Here is a 17,352-nt window from a genome sequence, read left to right on the forward strand (position 1 = left end):
CAGCTCTCCGCCGTACGCGTCGCTACTTGCCGGCCTCCCCGCCGCTCTCCGGCACGTAGATCATCCGTCCGTCGGCCAGGCGGTAGGTCACTCCGGCGCGGCTGCCCTGCCCTTCGCCGATCTCGCCGCTGGCCTGGTAGCGCTTCAGCTCCTTGCCGTCCTTGACCAGCATGCGCATGTCCGCCTCGCCGGGATTCTCGACCACAACCACCTTGTCCTGGCTGAACGGGTTGAGCGGGTTCTGCACGATGACGATCAGGAGGATGCCGATCACCACCAGGAACAGGTCGATCAGGTTGACCATCGAGAGGATCGGGTCGTCCGCCTCGTCGTGTTCGAGGAAGCGCATCAGCCGGCCTCCCGCGCGCGTTCGACGGCGCGCAGTTCCTGGAGCAGCCAGCGGCGACGCACGGTAAGGATGAAGAAGGTGATGCTGGCGGCGACCAGGGCCAGGATCACCGCGGAAAACGCCACCACCAGGTTCTCGCCGATCCCCTGGGCGTCGTTGCGGGTCAGCGCCAGCAGTGCCGGTCCCATGGGGATCATGGTCGCCACCAGGCCGAGCATCGGCGCGCTGCGCGAGGTGATCCGCAGCCATTCCAGGCGCTGCATGATCCACAGTTCGAGATCGTCGCTGTTGCCGCCATGCAGCGCCTGCCAGGCCGCCAGGCGCGAGCGGTAGCGCCCGCGACGGCGCTGCCAGGCTTCCATGGCGAAGCCGCCGAGGGCGACGAAGGCGTAGGCCAGCGCGGCGAGGATCAACAGCAGCACCGGCAGCAGGAACAGGCGGGTGAGTTCGTAGAGGCTGGTTTCCAGACCATTCATGAGCGATTTTCCATCGGACGACGATTGACTACGGATTGCCGGACGGCGCCGGCGGCGAACAGCGCGAGCAGCACGGCGGCGGCCAGCCGGAGCCACGGCTGCGGCTCGCCGGACGGCGGCGGCGCGACTTCTTCGAGGACGCGGCCGCTGACCGTTTCGCCGGCACCGGACGCGGCCGCGCCCTCTGCCTGCGCCGCGGCCTCGCCGAAACCGCCGGCCATCCGTTCGATGAATTCACGGGTGGTCGCCGCGCCGACCTCGCCGGCGCCGGCGGCCGCCAGTTGCCGCCAGCGCTCGGCCAGTTCGCGGCGGGTCTGCTCGCTGGCGTCCCAGTAGCCCTTGCGGATGGCCTCGGCCATGCGCGCGATGATCTGCGCCTGGGCGGTCGGATTGTGCGTTTCGAACCACTCGGCGAGACCCAGCTCGCGGCGGTCCATGACGAAGGTGTCGTGCAACGCCTGCCACTGGTCGGCGCGGACCATGGTGCGATCCGCCGCCTGCCAGCCCCACAGGTTGTTGGCCAGGTCGAGCATTTCCAGGCTGCCGGCGTAGCCCTCGCGCTGCATCGCGGCGATCCACTGCGGGCTTAGGTAGCGCCCGCGCAGCTCGCTGGCGAGGAACTGCGCGGCGGCCGTGGTGCGCGGCTGGCGCTGGCGCAGGTCGGCGATGTACAGCGCCGGGCTGGCGCCGTCGAGGTGGCGTACCGCCAGCGACAGGCCGCCGAGGTACTCGAACGGGTGGTCGGTGGAGAGCACGCCGTTGAGCGTCGAGGAGCGCGAGAGGATCGCCGCCTGTACACCCTTCAACTGTTCGGCGAACAGGTTGCCGCCATCCAGCTTCACGCCCCAGTCGCGACTGCCATAGGCGTACTGCAGGCGCCCGAGGAACTGCTCGGCGAGCGCCGAGTCGTCGTCCCAGCGGGTGGAATCGAGGGTCAGTTGCGTTACCCCGGTGCCGTAGTCGCCCGGCGCATTGCCGAACAGCCGCAGGCGCGACAGGCGCTGCGCCAGTGGCGCTTCGACGCCGCGTTCGCGCAGGCGCCGCTCCAGCGCCTGGCTGTTGCGCGCCAGCGGGTTGCCCGGCTCGTCCAGCGCGGCGAGGCGCTCGATGGCCTCGGCGAGCAGGCGCATGAAGCCGTCGAACTGGTCGCGGTAGACACTGGTCACCTGTAGCACCACGTCCACCCGTGGACGCCCCAGTTCCGCCGCCGGCACGATGTCCAGCGCCAGCAGGCGGCCACCGGCGTCCCAGCGCGGGCGCAGGCCGAGGGCGTGCAGCGCCTGGCTTTCGACGATGCCCAGGTGGCGCATGGTTTCCGACGACCAGAGGCTGAAGGCGAGCTTTTCCGGCGCCCTGCCCTGGTGCTCGGCGCGGTAGCTTTCCAGCAGTTGGCCGAAGGCCTCGGCGCCGGCTTCGTAGGCGGCGCGGGTCGGTACCTTGTCGGCCTCGAAGGCGAACAGGTTGCGCCCGCTGGGTACCTGCGGATTGCGGATCGGATCGCCGCCCGGCCCGGGCGCGACGAAGCGCCCGGCGAGGCCGGCGAGCAGCGCCTCCAGTTCGCCGGTGTCGGCGAGCTGGCGGTCCAGTTCGCGGGCGCGCAGCAACTGCTCGCGCAGGCGCGGATCGGCCACCTTGGCGATCTCGCCACCGTCGCGCAGGTAGCGTTGCAGTGTGCGGTAGGCACGACCTTCCCGCAGCGCCCTGAAATCGGCGGCGAACAGTTCGTCGGGGTCGAGACCGAGCGCGCGGTAGTAGGGCTCGCCGAGCTGCTGCATGACGGTGCCCAGGCGCAGCTCCGGCGAGGCGGCGACACCGAAGGTGTGCAGCCCCAGCGGCATCGCCGAGCCGGCCAGTCGGTGCAGGTGGTCGTGGAGCACGCCGAGGAACGCCGGGAAATCCTCGCGCATCGCTGCCTCGCTCCAGCCCAGGTCGTCGTTCATGTGCGCCGCCCGCACCGCCGCGCGGATCTGCTCGGCGCTGCGTTCGCGCACCGCGCCCTCGTCCAGTTGCTGGTATTCGTGGATCAACTGGTGCAGGTCGCGCAGTTCGTCGTACAGCCCGGCCGGGGCGAACGACGGCGTCTGGTGGCTGACGGTGACCGCGCGCCCGCGCCGGCGCGCCTGGATCGCCTCGCCAACGTTGTCCTGGATGTACGGGTAGAACACCGGCAGGTCGCCGAGCGTCCGCAGCGGGTAGTCGCCCACCGCCAGCCCGCGGTCCTTGCCGGGTAGCCATTCCTGGGTGCCATGGGTGCCGAAATGGATCAGCGCGTCGGCGCCGAAACCCTCGCGGACGAACTGGTAGACCGCCAGGTAGAGATGGTCCGGCGGCACCGCGCTGTCGTGGTAGGCCTCGCCCGGACGGCCGGCACGCGGCGGCTGCGGCAACAGCAGCAGATTACCCAGGCGCGCCGCCGGGAACACGAAGCGTCGCTGGCCGTCGATATCGCGCAAGGCCCAATGTCGACGCGGGTCGCCCCAGCGCGCGCGCATCTCCTCGCGCAGGTCCGCCGGCAGCGCCTCGAGCCAGTGCAGGTAGGCGTCCAGCGGCAGGCTCGCGGCGAGGCCGTCGCGATACAGCGCGTCCAGGGTCTGCGGCCGGTAGTAGCCGCCGAGCAGGCGCTGGGCGGTATCGATCAGCGCGCTTTCGTCGCTCGTCGCAACCCGGTAGCCGGCCGCCCGCAGCGCTTCGCCGAGACGGGCCAGGCTGGCCGGTACATTGAGATGCGAGGCGGCGACGTTCTTCTCGCCCTCCGGGTGGTTCCAGAACATCAGCGCCAGGTGCTTGTCCGCCACCGGCAGGCGACGCAGGCGCAGCAGCCGGTCGAGCTTGTCCAGCAGGGCCTCGGCCTGCCCGGCCATCAGCTTCGGCTCGCCGTTCTCCAGGGCGCTGATGACCAGCGGATCGCTCATTCCCCAGGTTTCCGGCATGCCGAGGAAGGCCGCCACGGTACGCGGCGCCACCCCGCTGGCGGCGGCCAGCCAGTCGGCCTCGTTGCCGTCGCGGTAGCCGAGGGTCTGCAATACCGGCACGTCCAGCGCGAGGAACTCGGCACGGCGCGCCGGGCCGTTCTGCAGGTGCTGCAGGTTGACCAGCGCCTGGACATCGGCGCCAGCGAAGGACTTCCTCAACGCCTCCGGATCGCTGTCGTCGAACCACACCGCCAGCGGCGCCTGGCCGTGCCGCTCGCTACGCCGCAACAGTTCGTCGATGGCGCCGGTCTGGGCGTCGGCGATGGCGCCGCGCGGGATCAGGAAGGCGATGCGCGGAGCATCGCTGGCCCAGCGCGAGGCGCCCCAGGCCAGGTAGTCGGCGAGGCCGGCGAACGGCGCCGGTGCGTCGGGATGATAGAAGCCGGCCTGCGCCAGGGGCTGCGGCGCCGGCAACGCGTCGACGGGCAGGCCGGCATGCCAGCGTTGGACCGCCTCGAACAGCCGGCGCAGGTTGGCTTCGCCGCCGTTCGCGTAGTAGCCGACCAGGCGCCCGCCCAGCGCCGCCGGCAGGTTGCCGAAGCCCGGAGGACCGCCGCCGACGCGGATCCAGGGTTGCGTCCCGCCTTGCAAGCGCTCGCCCAGCGCCTCCTCGACCTGGGCGCGATCGGTCGGCCGCGGCGTGTCGAGGATCAGCAGGTTGCCGCCGTCCAGCCACTCGCCGGGCGGCGCCTCGCCGATGCCGAGGCGCAGGCCGCGCAACTCGACACCGGCCTCGCGCGCCCAACCGGCTAGGCGCTGGTGCTTGCCCGGGAGGACGAAATCGCTGCTGAGCAGACGCACCTGGGCCGGCTCCGCCCAGGCACAGAGACTGGCCAGCAGCGCGCCGCAGAAGAGTAGCGAACGGCGCATCAGAAGCTCGCCACCAGGCCGAGATGGAAGGTCCGCCCAGGTTCGGCATAGGTGAAGTGCGTGTCGTCGTCGGCCAGGCGCTGGTCGCCAAGGTTCTCGATGCCGCCGCGCAGCGTCAGGTTCTCGCTGAGTTTCTGGCTCAGCTCCAGGTGCCACAGGCTGTAGGCCGGCAAGGCGTAGCCGACGTTGCTGCTGTAGGCCACCTGGCTGCCGACGTATTCGGTGCGCAACTGGGCGCTGAAGCGGGCATTGGGGCTCCAGCGCAATTGGCTGTTGGCGAGGTGCCGGGAGCGATCGCCGAGGCGCTGGCCGGCGGTGCGGTTGCGCGCGTCGAGGTAGGTGTAGTTGAGTTCCCAGCGCAGGTCCGCCGGCAGGTCCACGCCGCCGCCCAGCTCGAGGCCGCGGATCCGTGCCCTATCGACGTTCTCGTAGTTGCGTATCTCGCCGCCGCGCACCCCGCAGCGCGCTACGCAGACGGTCTGGATCAGGTCGCGGACATCGTTCTCGAACACCGTGCCCTTCAGCGACCAGCCATCGCCCTGGTAGTCGGCGCCCAGTTCGTAGGACGTATTGGTCTCCGGCTTCAGGTCGGGATTGCCGTAGATGGTGAAGCGCCCGCCGCCACCGACCGCCGCATACTCCGGCGATAGCTGCTTCAGGCTCGGCGCCTTGTAGCCGCGGCCGACGCCGGCGCGCAGGGTCAGCGCATCGGAAAGGTGGTGCAGCAGGTACAGGCGCGGACTGCTTTCCCAGCCGAACGCCTCGTGCTTGTCGAAGCGGCTGCCGAGGGTCAGCGACCAGTCCGGGCCGAAGGCGATCTCGTCCTGCAGGAACAGCGCCTTGTGTCGCGCGCTGGCGTCGCCGGCGGTATTCACCGAGCGATCCTCCAGTTCTTCCTTGCGCCATTCGCCGCCGAGGGTGAAGAGATGTCGCTCGAAGGCCGGCACGCTGAGGTGGCCGTCGACCACGCTGTCGGTAAGGCGCTGCGGGTTGCTCGGCGGTTGTCCGTCGGAACGCGCGTTGTGCCGCTCCAGGCGGTTGCGGTAGGTGCGCAGCTGGCTGCTGCCCCAGTCCCACTGGCCATTGTGGGCGAGCGACCAGCGCTCGCGTTCGATCACGTCGCGCGACTCGTAGTAGCGCGAGCGCAACCCTCCGGTCTCGCTGTTGCGCCAGCGTCGTTCGCGCCCGCGCTGGTGGCCGAGGTCGATGCGCTGGGCGTCGTCCGGGGTCCAGCTGAGGTTCAGCCCACCGCTGTCGGCGTTGCCGCCTTCCAGCTCGGAGAGTCGGCGCTCATCGGCGTCCGGGGTTTCCTGCTGGCGGCGGCTCTCGCCGTTCAGGGCGAGGCCCAGCTTGCCGGGCACCAGCGGCCCGGCGAGATAGGCGCCGAGCTGGTGGCTCTGCCCGCCGAGGCCGTCCTCGCGCACGCCGCCATCGAGCAGGCCGCTGCCCGTCCAGGTATCGGTGGCGCGCCGGGTGATCACGTTCACCACCCCGCCGAGGGCTTCCGAACCGTAGAGCGAGGACATCGGTCCGCGTACCACCTCGATACGCTCGATGCTCTCCACCGGCACCCAGCCGAGGTCGAAGTCGGAATGGGCGATGGCCCCGGACGAGGTGGAGATCCGCTGGCCGTCCACCAGCACCAGGGTGTGCTCGCTGGACATGCCGCGAACGCTGATGCCCCGCCGGGACATGCCGACGCCGTTGAACTGCAGGCTTTCCGAACCGCGCAGGGCTTCCTGCAGGTCGCGCACCGGGCGCCGCCGCAGGTCCTCGGCGGCGATCAGCGAAACGCTGGCCGGGGCGTCGCGCAGCTTGCGCTCGGTAGTGGTGGCGCTGACCACGGTCGGCTCCAGGTCGACCGGCGCGGCCAGCGCCAGGCAGGGAAGCAGGTAGAGGAACGGCACGGCGCGGGCCAGCCGCAGCGGAGGAAGACGGTGCGGGGAGGAATGGGGGGTCATGGTCGGCAGGTATGAATTATGAATATTTATAAGTTATAACATAACATTTAATCGAATGAAGAATGCCCGCCGTTTCTTCTTCATCGAGGCCAGGGAACGTCTCGCTCGCCGTATCCCTCGAAGCACAGGACCCCACTCTCAACCGGGCATGCCCCCCAGGAGGAAAGATGACCGCAACCGAGCAGATCATGGCGCTCCTCGAACGCTGGGACCGCCAGCAGGAGGGCTACATCCGCCAGCGCGAGGAGCGCTACGAGGCGATGTTCCAGTTGCTCGAAGACCTCTTCGGCCGCGACGGGCGCTTCACCGCCATCGACGCCGCCTGCGGCCCGGGCTCCCTCGGCCGGCGCCTGCTCGAACGCTTCCCGGCGGCGCGGGTGGTGGCGCTGGACGCCGACGTCATGCTGCTGGAGATCGCGCGTACGGCGCTGGCCGGCTTCGCCGAACGGGTCCGCGTGGTGGAGTGCGACCTCACCGATCCAGGCTGGACCGAACGGGTCGCCGAAGCGCGCGAGTCCCTCGCCGGCGAACGGCCCGCGGCGCTGCTCTCTTCCACCGCGTTGCACTGGCTGTCGCCCGCCGAACTCGCCGGGTTCTACGCCCAGGCCGGCGAACTGCTCGCCCCCGGCGGCGTGCTGCTGAACGCCGACCACATGCGCTACGACCGACGCTGGCCGGGACTCGCGGAATTGTCCCGGAAGCACCGCGAGCGGGTCCTCCAGGCGTCCGTGGCCAGCGGCGCGGACAGTTGGGAAGACTGGTGGCAACGCGCCGCGCAGATCCCCCGGCTGGCCCCGCTGAAGGCGCAGCGCGACGCCCATTTCGCGCGGCGCCCGCTCAGGCGCGCCAGCGAAGACGAAGACTGCTCGCTCGATTTCCATCTCGCCGCCCTGCGCCAGGCGGGTTTCGCCGAGGCCGCCACGGTCTGGCAGCAGTTGGACAACTACGTGGTCTTCGCCCGCCTCGCCCAGGCCTGATACGCCGTCACCCGGGCGCGGGGAATACCTCCAATGGAACCCGGGCAATCCGCCGGACGTTGACGCAGATCAACGCCGGCTCGGCGTCGCTCGCCAGAATCCACAACATCTTGTTGTTTTGCAAAATCAAAACACATCATGTTGTGGAGAAATTGAAATGACCCAGCCCCGGAAGGCTACCTGGCCGGCCACCCTGCTCAAGCGCAACGGACGTGAAGTCCCCTTCGATCCCGGCAAGATCGAACGCGCCATCGCCGCCGCCGGCCAGGCCACCGGCGAGTTCGACCCGCAGCAGGCGCAGGCGCTCGCCGAACGCGTGGTGGAACGCCTGCCGGAGCGCGCCTGCCTGGATATCGAACGGGTCCAGGACCTGGTCGAACGGGTGCTGATGGAGGCCGGCCACTACCCCACGGCGCGCGCCTACGTGGTCTACCGCGAACGCCACGGCCGGCTGCGCCGCGAGCGCAAGACCCTGGTGGACGTCGCCGCGTCGATGAACGAATACCTGTCCCGCGAGGATTGGCGGGTGCGCGCCAACGCCAACCAGGGCTATTCCCTCGGCGGGCTGATCCTCAACGTATCCGGCAAGGTCACCGCGAACTACTGGCTGGATGAGGTCTACGATGCCGACATTGCCGCCGCCCACCGCGACGCCGACCTGCATATCCACGACCTCGACATGCTCGCCGGCTATTGCGCCGGCTGGTCGCTGCGCACCTTGCTGAACGAAGGCCTGAACGGCGTGCCGGGGCGGGTCGAGGCCGGTCCGCCGAAGCACCTGGGCAGCGCCCTGGGGCAGATGGTCAACTTCCTCGGTACCCTGCAGAACGAGTGGGCCGGGGCCCAGGCCTTCAGCTCCTTCGATACCTACCTGGCGCCCTACGTGCGCAAGGACCGCCTCGACTACGCCAGCGTGCGCCAGGCCCTCCAGGAGTTCATCTACAACCTCAACGTGCCGTCGCGCTGGGGCACCCAGACGCCCTTCACCAACCTGACCTTCGACTGGGTCTGCCCGGACGACCTGCGCGACCAGGTGCCGCGCATCGGCGGCGAGGAGATGCCCTTCGCCTACGGCGAGCTGCAGGCCGAGATGGACCTGATCAACCGCGCCTACATCGAGGTGATGCAGGCCGGCGATGCCCACGGCCGGGTATTCACCTTCCCGATCCCGACCTACAACATCACCCACGACTTCCCCTGGGACAGCGACAACGCCACGCGCCTGTTCGAGATGACCGCGCGCTACGGCCTGCCCTACTTCCAGAACTTCCTCAACTCGGACATGCAGCCCAACCAGGTGCGCTCGATGTGCTGCCGCCTGCAACTGGACGTGCGCGAACTGCTCAAGCGCGGCAACGGCCTGTTCGGCTCGGCGGAGCAGACCGGCTCGCTGGGCGTGGTGACGATCAACTGCGCGCGCCTGGGCTATCGCCACCGTGGCGACGCCGCCGGCCTCTACCGCCAGCTCGACCACCTGCTCGAACTCGCCTTCGCCAGCCTGGAGCTGAAGCGCAAGGTGATCCAGCAGCACATGGATGCCGGCCTCTATCCCTACACCCGACGCTACCTGGGTACCCTGCGCAACCATTTCTCCACCATCGGCGTGAACGGCCTGCACGAGATGGTGCGCAACTTCAGCGACGACCGCGAGGGACTGCACAGCGAAGCCGGGCGCGAGATGGCCCTGGCCCTGCTCGATCACGTGCGCGCGCGGCTGGTGGGTTTCCAGGAGGACAGCGGGCACCTCTACAACCTGGAAGCCACGCCCGCCGAGGGCACCACCTATCGCTTCGCCCGCGAGGACCGCAAGCGCTATCCGCGCATCCTCCAGGCCGGCACGCCGGAGGCGCCCTACTACACCAACTCCTCGCAACTGCCGGTGGGCTTCACCGACGACCCGTTCGAGGCGCTGGAGCTGCAGGACGCCCTGCAATGCAAGTACACCGGCGGCACCGTGCTGCATCTCTACATGGCCGAGCGGATTTCCTCCGCCGAAGCCTGCAAGACCCTGGTGCGCACCGCCCTCGGTCGCTTCCGCCTGCCGTACCTGACCGTCACCCCCACCTTCTCGATCTGCCCGCGGCACGGCTACCTGGCCGGCGAGCACGAGTTCTGCCCGAAGTGCGACGAGGAGCTGCTGCAACGCTCCACGCCCAAGAGCTGTTGCGGCGGCTGCGGCGGTTGAGTCGCCTGTCGTTCCTTTCATCCACCAGCAAGGAGTACCACCGATGAACCCCAACCAGTTGCCCGAAGGCCAGCGCCAGCGCTGCGAAGTCTGGACCCGCGTGATGGGCTACCACCGTCCCGTGGCAGCGTTCAATGCCGGCAAGCAGTCCGAGCATCGCGAACGCCGCCATTTCCGCGAGACGCGATGAGCGCCACGCTCAGGGTCGGGGGCCTGGTGCCCCTGACCACCCTCGACTACCCCGGCCTGCTCGCCTGCGTGCTGTTCTGCCAGGGCTGCGCCTGGCGCTGCCGCTACTGCCACAACCCGGAACTGATCGCGCCGCGCGGCGCGGAGGAAATCCCCTGGCCACGCCTGCTCGACTTCCTCCGCCGACGCCAGGGCCTGTTGCAGGCGGTGGTCTTCAGCGGCGGCGAGGCGACCCTGCAGGCGGCCCTCGGCGACGCCATGCGCACGGTCCGCGAACTGGGTTTCCGCGTCGGCCTGCACAGCGCCGGCATCAACCCCCGCGCCTTCGCCCGGGTGCTGGCGCAGAGCGACTGGGTGGGCTTCGACGTCAAGGCGCCGGCCGAGGACGTCGCCGCCATTACCGGCGTGGACGGCAGCGGCGCGGCCAACTGGCGCAGCCTGGAATGCCTGCTGGACAGCGGCGTGGCCTACGAATGCCGGACCACGGTGCACTGGCGCTTGTTCGATAGCGAACGCCTCTGGCGCCTGGCGACGCGCCTGCGCGAGATGGGCGTGGAGCGCTTCGCCGTACAACTGGCGCGCCCGGCCCGCCAGCTCGATCCGCAGCTTCTCGCGAAGCCCGCGCCGCAGGGCGCTGCGCAGCTATGGCGAGAACTGGAAGAGCTGTTTCCCGCCTTCGAACTGCGCGACGCCTGAGCCTCCGGTTCAGCGGCGCCGCTCGGGCCTGCCAGCTCGCTCGGACAGGGCGGGCAGTCCCGACCAGGCCTGTCCTTCACAAGACTCATACGATCGTACGAGAGCACCTCCTCGATTCCTAGTTGCGTCCAATTGTCGCGGACGGCGCCGCTCGCCACCCTTGCTCCAGATTCAGCGACCCCGGACCCGCGCCATGAAACTCACGCTCACCCCTCCCCTGACCCCCAGCCACTGGATGCGCTCGACCGACCTGGCCGACGCCACCAGCGCCCCCCTCGTCGGCACCCACTCGGCGGACGTGGCGATAGTCGGCGGCGGTTTCGTCGGGCTCTGGACCGCCATCACCCTCAAGCAACTGGAGCCGGACGCACGGGTCCTGCTGCTGGAGCAGGACGTCTGCGGCGGCGGCGCTTCCGGCAGGAACGGTGGTTTCGTGATGTCCTGGTGGCCGAAGATCGGTACCTTGCTGGGCTTCTGCAGCGAGGCGCAGGCGCGCTTCCTTGGCGAAAGCGCGGAGCGGGCAATCCAGGAACTCGGGGAGTTCTGCGCGCGGCATGACATCGATGCGCACTTCCAGCAGAAGGGCTGGCTGTGGACCGCCACCACGGCGCACCACCTCGACGCCTGGAACGATACCCTCGCCGCCTGCGAACGGCTCGGCGTCAGTCCCTTCGAACGCCTCGACGCCAGCGAAGTGGCACGCCGGACCGGTTCGCCGGTGCATCTCGCCGGGGTCTTCGAGCGCAGCAATGCCACCGTGCAACCAGCCTTGCTGGTGCAAGGCATGCGCCGCGTGGCGCTGGCCCTCGGCGTGGAAATCCACGAGCGTTGTGGCGTCAGCCAGATCGTTCCCGGCCAGCCGGCACAGCTGCTGAGCGCCGGGGCCCGGGTCCAGGCCAAGGCGGTGGTTCTCGCGACCAACGCCTGGTCGGCCGCCCTGCCCAGGCTCTCCAGGCTGATCGTGCCGGTGAACAGTTCCATCGCGGTTACCGAGGCGATACCGCAACGGCTGGAGCGAATCGGCTGGACCGGCGGGGAAGCCATCACCGATTCCCAACTGATGGTGGACTACTACCGCACCACCCGCGACGGGCGCATCGCCTTCGGCAAGGGCACCGGCGCCATCAGCTACGGCTCGCGCATCGGCCGGGTATTCGACGTCGACCGGGAGAGCCTGGCCCTGACCGAGGCCGACTTCCGCCGCACCTATCCCTCGCTAGGCGACATCCCGCTGGTCGACGGCTGGTCCGGCCCCATCGACCGTACCTACGACAGCCTGCCGGTCTTCGGCCGCCTGCACGAGAACATCCACTACGGCATCGGCTGGAGCGGCAACGGCGTGGGACCGAGCCGCCTGGGCGGGCGGATCCTCGCCAGCCTCGCCCTCGGCCGCGACGACCCGTGGAGCCGTTGTCCGCTGGTAGAACGCCGCTGCCGGAGCTTCCCCCCCGAGCCGCTGCGCTACCTGGGTGGCTCCCTGGTGCGCAACGCCGTCCTGCGCAAGGAACGCGCGGAACTCGCCGGTACCGCGCCCTCGGCCACCGACCGCTTTCTCGCGCGCTTCGCCCCCGCCGGCCTTGAAGACAAATCCTGAGGAGCCCATGGCATGAACCCTTCGCTCATCCGTCTCGACGACGAAAGTCCTTTCACCTCGCCCACGCCCGTCGGCCAGCCGCTGGGCGAACCGGTAGCCCTGACCCGTACCGCGGCCCACCGCCCGCTCGCCGACGGCAACGGCGTGACCGGCATCTGGGAATGCACCCCGGGGCGCTTCCGCCGACAGGTCGAGCAGGCCGAGTACAGCTACATCGTCAGCGGTGAAGGTCGCTTCACCCCCGACGAAGGCCAGGCCGTGGAGTTTCGCGCCGGCGACGCGCTCTATTTCGCCGCTGCCACCCAGGGCACCTGGGACATCCGCCAGACCGTGCGCAAGACCTACCTGATCTTCGACTGACCCCGAAGAACCGAACTCCACCGCCCTGACAGAGGAAACAAGAAATGGGTATGCGAGAAGCGAACGACAACGCATCGGGCCTCAAGGCCCATCCCCTGGGCTCGCTCGAGACGATCGCTATCATCATCGGCACCAACATCGGCGCCGGCGTGCTGAGCATGGCCTACGCCGCCCGCAAGGTCGGCTACGTGCCGTTGCTGGTATGCCTGGCCCTGACCTGCCTCTTCTGCATCGTCACCATGCTCTACGTGACCGAAGCCTGCCTGAGAACCCGCGGCAACAACCAGCTCAGCGGCCTCTCCCGGCGTTACCTGGGCCCGCTCGGCGGCTGGCTGATCTTCATCGCGGTGGCGGCCAACAGCTACGGGGCCCTGGTCGCCTACATGACCGGCAGCGGCAACATCATGCTCGAGTTCTTCGGCCAGTACGGCCTCACGCGCGAGGTCGGCAGCCTGATCTTCTTCGTCCCCTCGGCGCTGGTGCTCTACCTGGGCCTGAAGGCGCTCGGCGTGGGCGAGAAGCTGATCAGCGCCGGCATGGTGGCCATCGTCTGCATCCTCATCGGCGCTACCCTGATGCACGACGACGCCCGTCTCGCCCACCTTTGGCAGAGCCAGTGGCAATACGTGGTTCCAGTGTTCAACCTGGCGGTCTTCGTGTTCGGCGCGCAGTTCCTGGTTCCGGAGCTGGTGCGCGGCAACCTGGCAACCCCCGGGCGCGTGCCGCGCCTGATCGTGGTCGGCATGCTGCTGACCTTCCTGCTGGTGGCGGCCATTCCTGCCTCGGTCATCGCCCTGGTCGGCCCCGACAACCTCAGCGAGGTGGCGACCTTGAGCTGGGGACGCTCCCTCGGCCAATGGGCCTACTACGTGGCGAACACCTTCGCCTTGCTGGCGATGCTGACCTCCTACTGGGGACTCGGCGGGTGCCTGTTCACCAATATCTTCGACCACTTCCGCCTGGGCAGCGAAACCAACCGGCGCAAACGCCTGGCGGTGCTCGCCGCGGTCTCGGTCCCGCCGTTCCTGCTGGCCTATGCGGGGCTCGGCGGCTTCGTGAACGCGCTGTACTTCGCCGGTACCTTCGGCGGCGTACTGATGGGCATCATCCCCATCCTCCTGCTCAACGCGGCGCGGCGCCACGGCGACCAACTGCCGGCATTCAGCTGCGGCTGGTATGCCCATCCGCTGATACAGGGGCTGATCGTCCTGGTGTTCGCCTCCAGCGGGGTCTACGCGATCGCCTCGGCACTGGGGATGCTGCCCGCCAGTTGGTGACAGGGCGCGCTGCCTGCGCCCGGGGCGATTACACTGAAGGCCCATGCTTGGAGTTTCCTGGACATGCCGCAGAGCATCCGCCACCTGATCGCCCTCCCCGAACTCCGTTCACGCCTGCTGAGCGGAGCCGGCGGCCTCGACCGCCCGGTTCGCTGGGCGCATGTCTGCGAACTCGACGACCCCACCGAATGGCTCGGCGAGGGTGACCTGCTGATGACCACCGGGCTGGGCATACCGAGCGACGCCGAGCGGCAACGGCGTTACGTCCGAAGACTGGCCGAGGCCGGCCTGGCAGGCATGATGATCGGCGAGAACATGGAAGCCCCGAGCGACCTCGATGCCCTGCGCGAGACGGCCGAGGCCTTGGGCTTCCCGTTGATTCTCACCCACTACGGCGTCCCTTTCGCCGCCGTGACCCGGGCCATCGTCGATGCGGGGCAGAAAGACGAATACGAGCGCCGCAACGCCCTGGCCCGGATATACGAAAGCGCCCGGCTGAGCATGCAGGGACTGGGCCTGCCGGCGCTGCTGCAACGCCTCGGCAAGGACGTGCGAAGCAGCCTCTACCTCATCGTTCCCGACACCCTGGCGGCCTGGCAGCCAGGCCTGCCAGGGCTGCCCGCGGAGTTGGCCGACGCGCTGCGCAACCGCCGTCGCGAGCAGGCGGAGCCGCAGCCGATGGTCCTTCGCCATCCGCTCGCGGAAGGCGAAGCGCTCAGCATCGGCATTCCTTCCGACCGGAACTGCCTGCTGATAGCCCTGGGCGAGCGGCTGCCGGACTACAGTCTCCTGCACCACCTGACGGCAGTGCTCGGCATAGAGATCGAACGGCTGCGCGTCGAAAGCGAACGCCACCTGCGCCTGGGTTCGGAATTGCTCGACGACCTGCTGCAACGACGGCTATACCGGGAACAAGCCGAGGAGCGGCTGGAGGAACTGCTGCCCGGGCTCGATCTCGACGATGCAGTCGTTTCCGTGGCAAGTTCCGAGGGGCTCGCGACCGACCCTATCGGTCTTTTCCGGGGCCACGACTCACGCCTGCTGGTTCGCGCGCAAGGCCAGGAAATCATTCTGCTGCACCAGGCCGGCCTCGCCTCGACACTGCAGGAAGCCCTGGACAGCTCGCTGGGCGTGAGCGCCCCGCTCCGTCGTGCCGAACGTTGCGCCGAGGCCTTGCGCGAAGCGCGTCTGGCCCTGGCCCACAGCCATTCCCGGCGACCGTTGTGTCGCTACGCGGAACTGGACGACGAGGCGCCCTGGCTACCCAGAAGCCTCGCCGAGGCCGAGCGGGCGTTCCGTCTGGTCCTCGGCGCCCTCCACGACTATGACGCGGCCAATGGCTCCGCACTGCTACACACGCTGCAGGTCTTTCTCGAGGAAAACAGGTCCTGGTTGAACGCCGCGCAGCGGCTACACATACACAAGCAGAGCCTGGTCTACCGGATACGCCGCATCGAGGAAATCAGCGGTCGCTCGCTGGACAGCACCGCCGATGTGGCGACCCTCTGGTTCGCCTTGCAGGCAACCCGGCTGTCGCCGGAAGCGAGGGGCAGGACGGCGAAGGGCAGCCTCCTGGAGCAGTCCGCGCACCATGGCGGCGACATGGACTGACGGCGGAGCCCGATACCTGGCGCTTGCAGGGCGACGCCGCCGCCAACAGGCGCGGCCAGGAACGGTTGCCTGGCAGCGGCGTGGCCTGTGGATGCCGGACCACGGTGCATCGCAGCGAGCGCCGTTGCGAATGCATTAATCCCCCTTGCTAGCTAGCCACCCCGCCGCTGGAGCGGCGCGGCCCGCGCTTCTAGGCTCGAACGGTAAGACGGAAGCCCATCGGCGCGGCGCAAAGGAGGCCTGCGATGCGTAACGGAATCGACGCTGTATCCGCCCCGCTACCCACCCTGTTCGTATCTCCGCCGGCGGTCTTCACCGCCTCCCTCGAGCGACTTCCCCCACGCGCTCGGCAGGCCCCCGCCGCCCAGCGCCCGCCGGGGTCACCCGGCATTCCCGACAGCGTCCGCTTGCAGACTGGCGCCGCCACGTCCCACTGACGTCCCAACGCCGACGGCCATGCCGTCGCAAGCGCTTCATCCCCCGCGATCCGCCCGTCGCGCTCGTCCCCATCGGGACCAACCGGGCCGCCCCCGGCCCGCTCCTTCGAACCTGCGTGGAGTCCATCCCATGAACGGAAGCAGATCCACCTTTCTCTACCTTCTCGCCGCCGCCGGCCTGGCGCTGACACCCGCGGCCCAGGCCGACCGGGGCAACGACGTGGTCGCCCGGCTCAACCAGTTGTACAACGACACCCGCCAGGATTGCGGCGGACCGTCGAAGCCGGCATTCCTCTGTTCCGGCGTGCTGTTCCGCGCCACCTGGCCTTCGACCGACTACATGTTCTACAGCATCAGTCCGAAGAGCCAGAAAAGCGGCGGCGTCTCCGCCTCCTACCTGCGCAAGGACGCCAAGTACCGCAAGCTCGCCTATGGCCTGAAGAGTGGCTTCATCTTCGACACCATCTTCGGTAATCCGAAGGACCACCAAGACTATGCGGTGCTCTGTTCCTTCCCCATCGACGCCGCCACCGACGACCGCGCCCAGCAGGGTTGCACCGATTCGCGGCGCACGCCGAACAGCGTCGAGAAGTCCTGCCAGGACATCAACGTCAGCACCGCCGAGCAGTGGGCGGCGAACTACCGGCAGAACCGCGGCGACCATTCGCGGCAGTGCTCCTTCGACGTCCGCGACGAGCGCAATACCGCCGCCGGCCCGGCCTTCTACCAGAGCATCCGGGCGATGGCGCAGATCGCCGACGAATCCTTCACCACCCAGAACGAACTGCGCCTGGCCAAGTGGGAGGAAAACCCGCCGAAGTCGCCGTCGATCCTCGCCGCGTTCTACACCGAGGACGCCGGCCTGGAGGGCGCTCGGCTCAACCAGATCCAGTGGTATCAGTCGGTCCAGGCATTCCTCCCGATCATCAACATGCGACTGCCGCAGACCCGCCAGCAGGACGCGCAGTTCGCCTACGACGGGCGTAAGCAGGCGATCTACCCGACCAGCGAGAAGAATGCCTGCGAGCGCTATGTGGAAAGCGCCACCTGGGTGGAGCGCGACGATCCGGGCTTCAGGAAGAAGATCATGACCCTGGAAGTGGTACCGACCGATTGCGGGCGCAAGATCCAGGACAACCAGACCAACAATTTCTTCAACGAACTGGTGGTCGACCACTACCTGGACAGCGAATGGAAGGACAACCCGGACAACCGCGACAGCAATATCGGCAGCATGCGCCGACAACTGGTCTGCCACTTCAACGTCGCCCGCAACAAGCCCGAGTGGAACCTGGAACCCTCGCGGCCGTACACCTCCAACGAGGACTCCATCGCCAAGGGCTGCAATAACACCTGAGGCCGCTCCGCGGGGGCGCTAAGGCGTCCCCTGCGAACAGC

The 17,352-nt window shown here is 68.8% G+C and carries 13 protein-coding genes; 9 read left to right on the top strand and 4 right to left on the bottom strand.

Annotated elements, in window-relative coordinates; all coding sequences use genetic code 11:
• Positions 1 to 22 precede the first annotated feature (22 nt).
• Genes AC1RB9_RS15880 through AC1RB9_RS15895 form a run of 4 tightly spaced genes read right to left on the bottom strand, consistent with a single transcriptional unit; the run spans position 23 to position 6,628 of the window.
• Positions 23 to 349: a DUF2149 domain-containing protein gene (locus AC1RB9_RS15880; RefSeq protein ID WP_003088238.1), complete on the bottom strand. Its 327-nt coding sequence runs from the start codon at positions 347 to 349 to the stop codon at positions 23 to 25.
• Positions 349 to 825, bottom strand: coding sequence for a MotA/TolQ/ExbB proton channel family protein (locus AC1RB9_RS15885; RefSeq protein WP_003088234.1), 477 nt, complete (start codon positions 823 to 825; stop codon positions 349 to 351). The genes AC1RB9_RS15880 and AC1RB9_RS15885 overlap by 1 nt, the downstream gene beginning before the upstream one ends.
• Positions 822 to 4,667: a cobaltochelatase subunit CobN gene (gene cobN / locus AC1RB9_RS15890; protein ID WP_003124738.1), complete on the bottom strand. Its 3,846-nt coding sequence runs from the start codon at positions 4,665 to 4,667 to the stop codon at positions 822 to 824. The genes AC1RB9_RS15885 and cobN overlap by 4 nt, the downstream gene beginning before the upstream one ends.
• Positions 4,667 to 6,628: a TonB-dependent receptor domain-containing protein gene (locus tag AC1RB9_RS15895; RefSeq protein WP_003450235.1), complete on the bottom strand. Its 1,962-nt coding sequence runs from the start codon at positions 6,626 to 6,628 to the stop codon at positions 4,667 to 4,669. Before AC1RB9_RS15895 ends, cobN begins: the two co-directional genes overlap by 1 nt.
• A gap of 167 nt (positions 6,629 to 6,795) precedes the next feature.
• On the opposite strand from AC1RB9_RS15895, the gene AC1RB9_RS15900 reads away from it, so the two are divergent.
• From AC1RB9_RS15900 to AC1RB9_RS15940, 9 genes are all read left to right on the top strand, one after another.
• The gene (locus AC1RB9_RS15900; RefSeq protein WP_003088221.1) at positions 6,796 to 7,605 is read left to right on the top strand and encodes a class I SAM-dependent methyltransferase; all 810 of its coding nucleotides are present in this window, start codon (positions 6,796 to 6,798) and stop codon (positions 7,603 to 7,605) included.
• 157 nt (positions 7,606 to 7,762) lie between these two features.
• Positions 7,763 to 9,790 (top strand): ribonucleoside triphosphate reductase, encoded by a 2,028-nt coding sequence (locus tag AC1RB9_RS15905; RefSeq protein WP_003111559.1) that lies wholly within the window; start codon positions 7,763 to 7,765, stop codon positions 9,788 to 9,790.
• Between the two features lie 43 nt (positions 9,791 to 9,833).
• Entirely contained in the window at positions 9,834 to 9,980 is a 147-nt protein-coding gene (gene nrdD, locus AC1RB9_RS15910; RefSeq protein ID WP_003088212.1) for an anaerobic ribonucleoside-triphosphate reductase, read from the top strand.
• Complete coding sequence (locus tag AC1RB9_RS15915; protein ID WP_003117379.1) at positions 9,977 to 10,675, top strand: anaerobic ribonucleoside-triphosphate reductase activating protein; 699 nt, start codon at positions 9,977 to 9,979, stop codon at positions 10,673 to 10,675. Before nrdD ends, AC1RB9_RS15915 begins: the two co-directional genes overlap by 4 nt.
• Before the next feature lie 193 nt (positions 10,676 to 10,868).
• A complete protein-coding gene (locus AC1RB9_RS15920; RefSeq protein WP_003117378.1) occupies positions 10,869 to 12,269 on the top strand; it encodes an NAD(P)/FAD-dependent oxidoreductase in 1,401 nt (466 codons plus the stop codon).
• A 12-nt stretch (positions 12,270 to 12,281) separates the two neighbouring features.
• Entirely contained in the window at positions 12,282 to 12,629 is a 348-nt protein-coding gene (locus tag AC1RB9_RS15925; protein ID WP_003088200.1) for a cupin domain-containing protein, read from the top strand.
• A gap of 44 nt (positions 12,630 to 12,673) precedes the next feature.
• A complete protein-coding gene (locus tag AC1RB9_RS15930; protein ID WP_003088197.1) occupies positions 12,674 to 13,906 on the top strand; it encodes an aromatic amino acid transport family protein in 1,233 nt (410 codons plus the stop codon).
• Between the two features lie 63 nt (positions 13,907 to 13,969).
• A complete protein-coding gene (locus AC1RB9_RS15935; RefSeq protein ID WP_003119177.1) occupies positions 13,970 to 15,517 on the top strand; it encodes a PucR family transcriptional regulator in 1,548 nt (515 codons plus the stop codon).
• Positions 15,518 to 16,084: 567 nt separating this feature from the next.
• A complete protein-coding gene (locus tag AC1RB9_RS15940; RefSeq protein WP_003112111.1) occupies positions 16,085 to 17,311 on the top strand; it encodes a DUF2599 domain-containing protein in 1,227 nt (408 codons plus the stop codon).
• Positions 17,312 to 17,352: the final 41 nt, after the last annotated feature.

Source organism: Pseudomonas sp. 20-5, assembly GCF_056782835.1.

Excerpts from the sequence above, each read along its gene's own strand:
- AC1RB9_RS15880 (WP_003088238.1), bottom strand. The coding sequence starts at position 349 with ATGCGCTTCCTCGAACACGACGAGGCGGACGACCCGATCCTCTCGATG.
- AC1RB9_RS15885 (WP_003088234.1), bottom strand. The coding sequence starts at position 825 with ATGAATGGTCTGGAAACCAGCCTCTACGAACTCACCCGCCTGTTCCTG.
- cobN (WP_003124738.1), bottom strand. The coding sequence starts at position 4,667 with ATGCGCCGTTCGCTACTCTTCTGCGGCGCGCTGCTGGCCAGTCTCTGT.
- AC1RB9_RS15895 (WP_003450235.1), bottom strand. The coding sequence starts at position 6,628 with ATGACCCCCCATTCCTCCCCGCACCGTCTTCCTCCGCTGCGGCTGGCC.
- AC1RB9_RS15900 (WP_003088221.1), top strand. The coding sequence starts at position 6,796 with ATGACCGCAACCGAGCAGATCATGGCGCTCCTCGAACGCTGGGACCGC.
- AC1RB9_RS15905 (WP_003111559.1), top strand. The coding sequence starts at position 7,763 with ATGACCCAGCCCCGGAAGGCTACCTGGCCGGCCACCCTGCTCAAGCGC.
- nrdD (WP_003088212.1), top strand. The coding sequence starts at position 9,834 with ATGAACCCCAACCAGTTGCCCGAAGGCCAGCGCCAGCGCTGCGAAGTC.
- AC1RB9_RS15915 (WP_003117379.1), top strand. The coding sequence starts at position 9,977 with ATGAGCGCCACGCTCAGGGTCGGGGGCCTGGTGCCCCTGACCACCCTC.
- AC1RB9_RS15920 (WP_003117378.1), top strand. The coding sequence starts at position 10,869 with ATGAAACTCACGCTCACCCCTCCCCTGACCCCCAGCCACTGGATGCGC.
- AC1RB9_RS15925 (WP_003088200.1), top strand. The coding sequence starts at position 12,282 with ATGAACCCTTCGCTCATCCGTCTCGACGACGAAAGTCCTTTCACCTCG.
- AC1RB9_RS15930 (WP_003088197.1), top strand. The coding sequence starts at position 12,674 with ATGGGTATGCGAGAAGCGAACGACAACGCATCGGGCCTCAAGGCCCAT.
- AC1RB9_RS15935 (WP_003119177.1), top strand. The coding sequence starts at position 13,970 with ATGCCGCAGAGCATCCGCCACCTGATCGCCCTCCCCGAACTCCGTTCA.
- AC1RB9_RS15940 (WP_003112111.1), top strand. The coding sequence starts at position 16,085 with ATGAACGGAAGCAGATCCACCTTTCTCTACCTTCTCGCCGCCGCCGGC.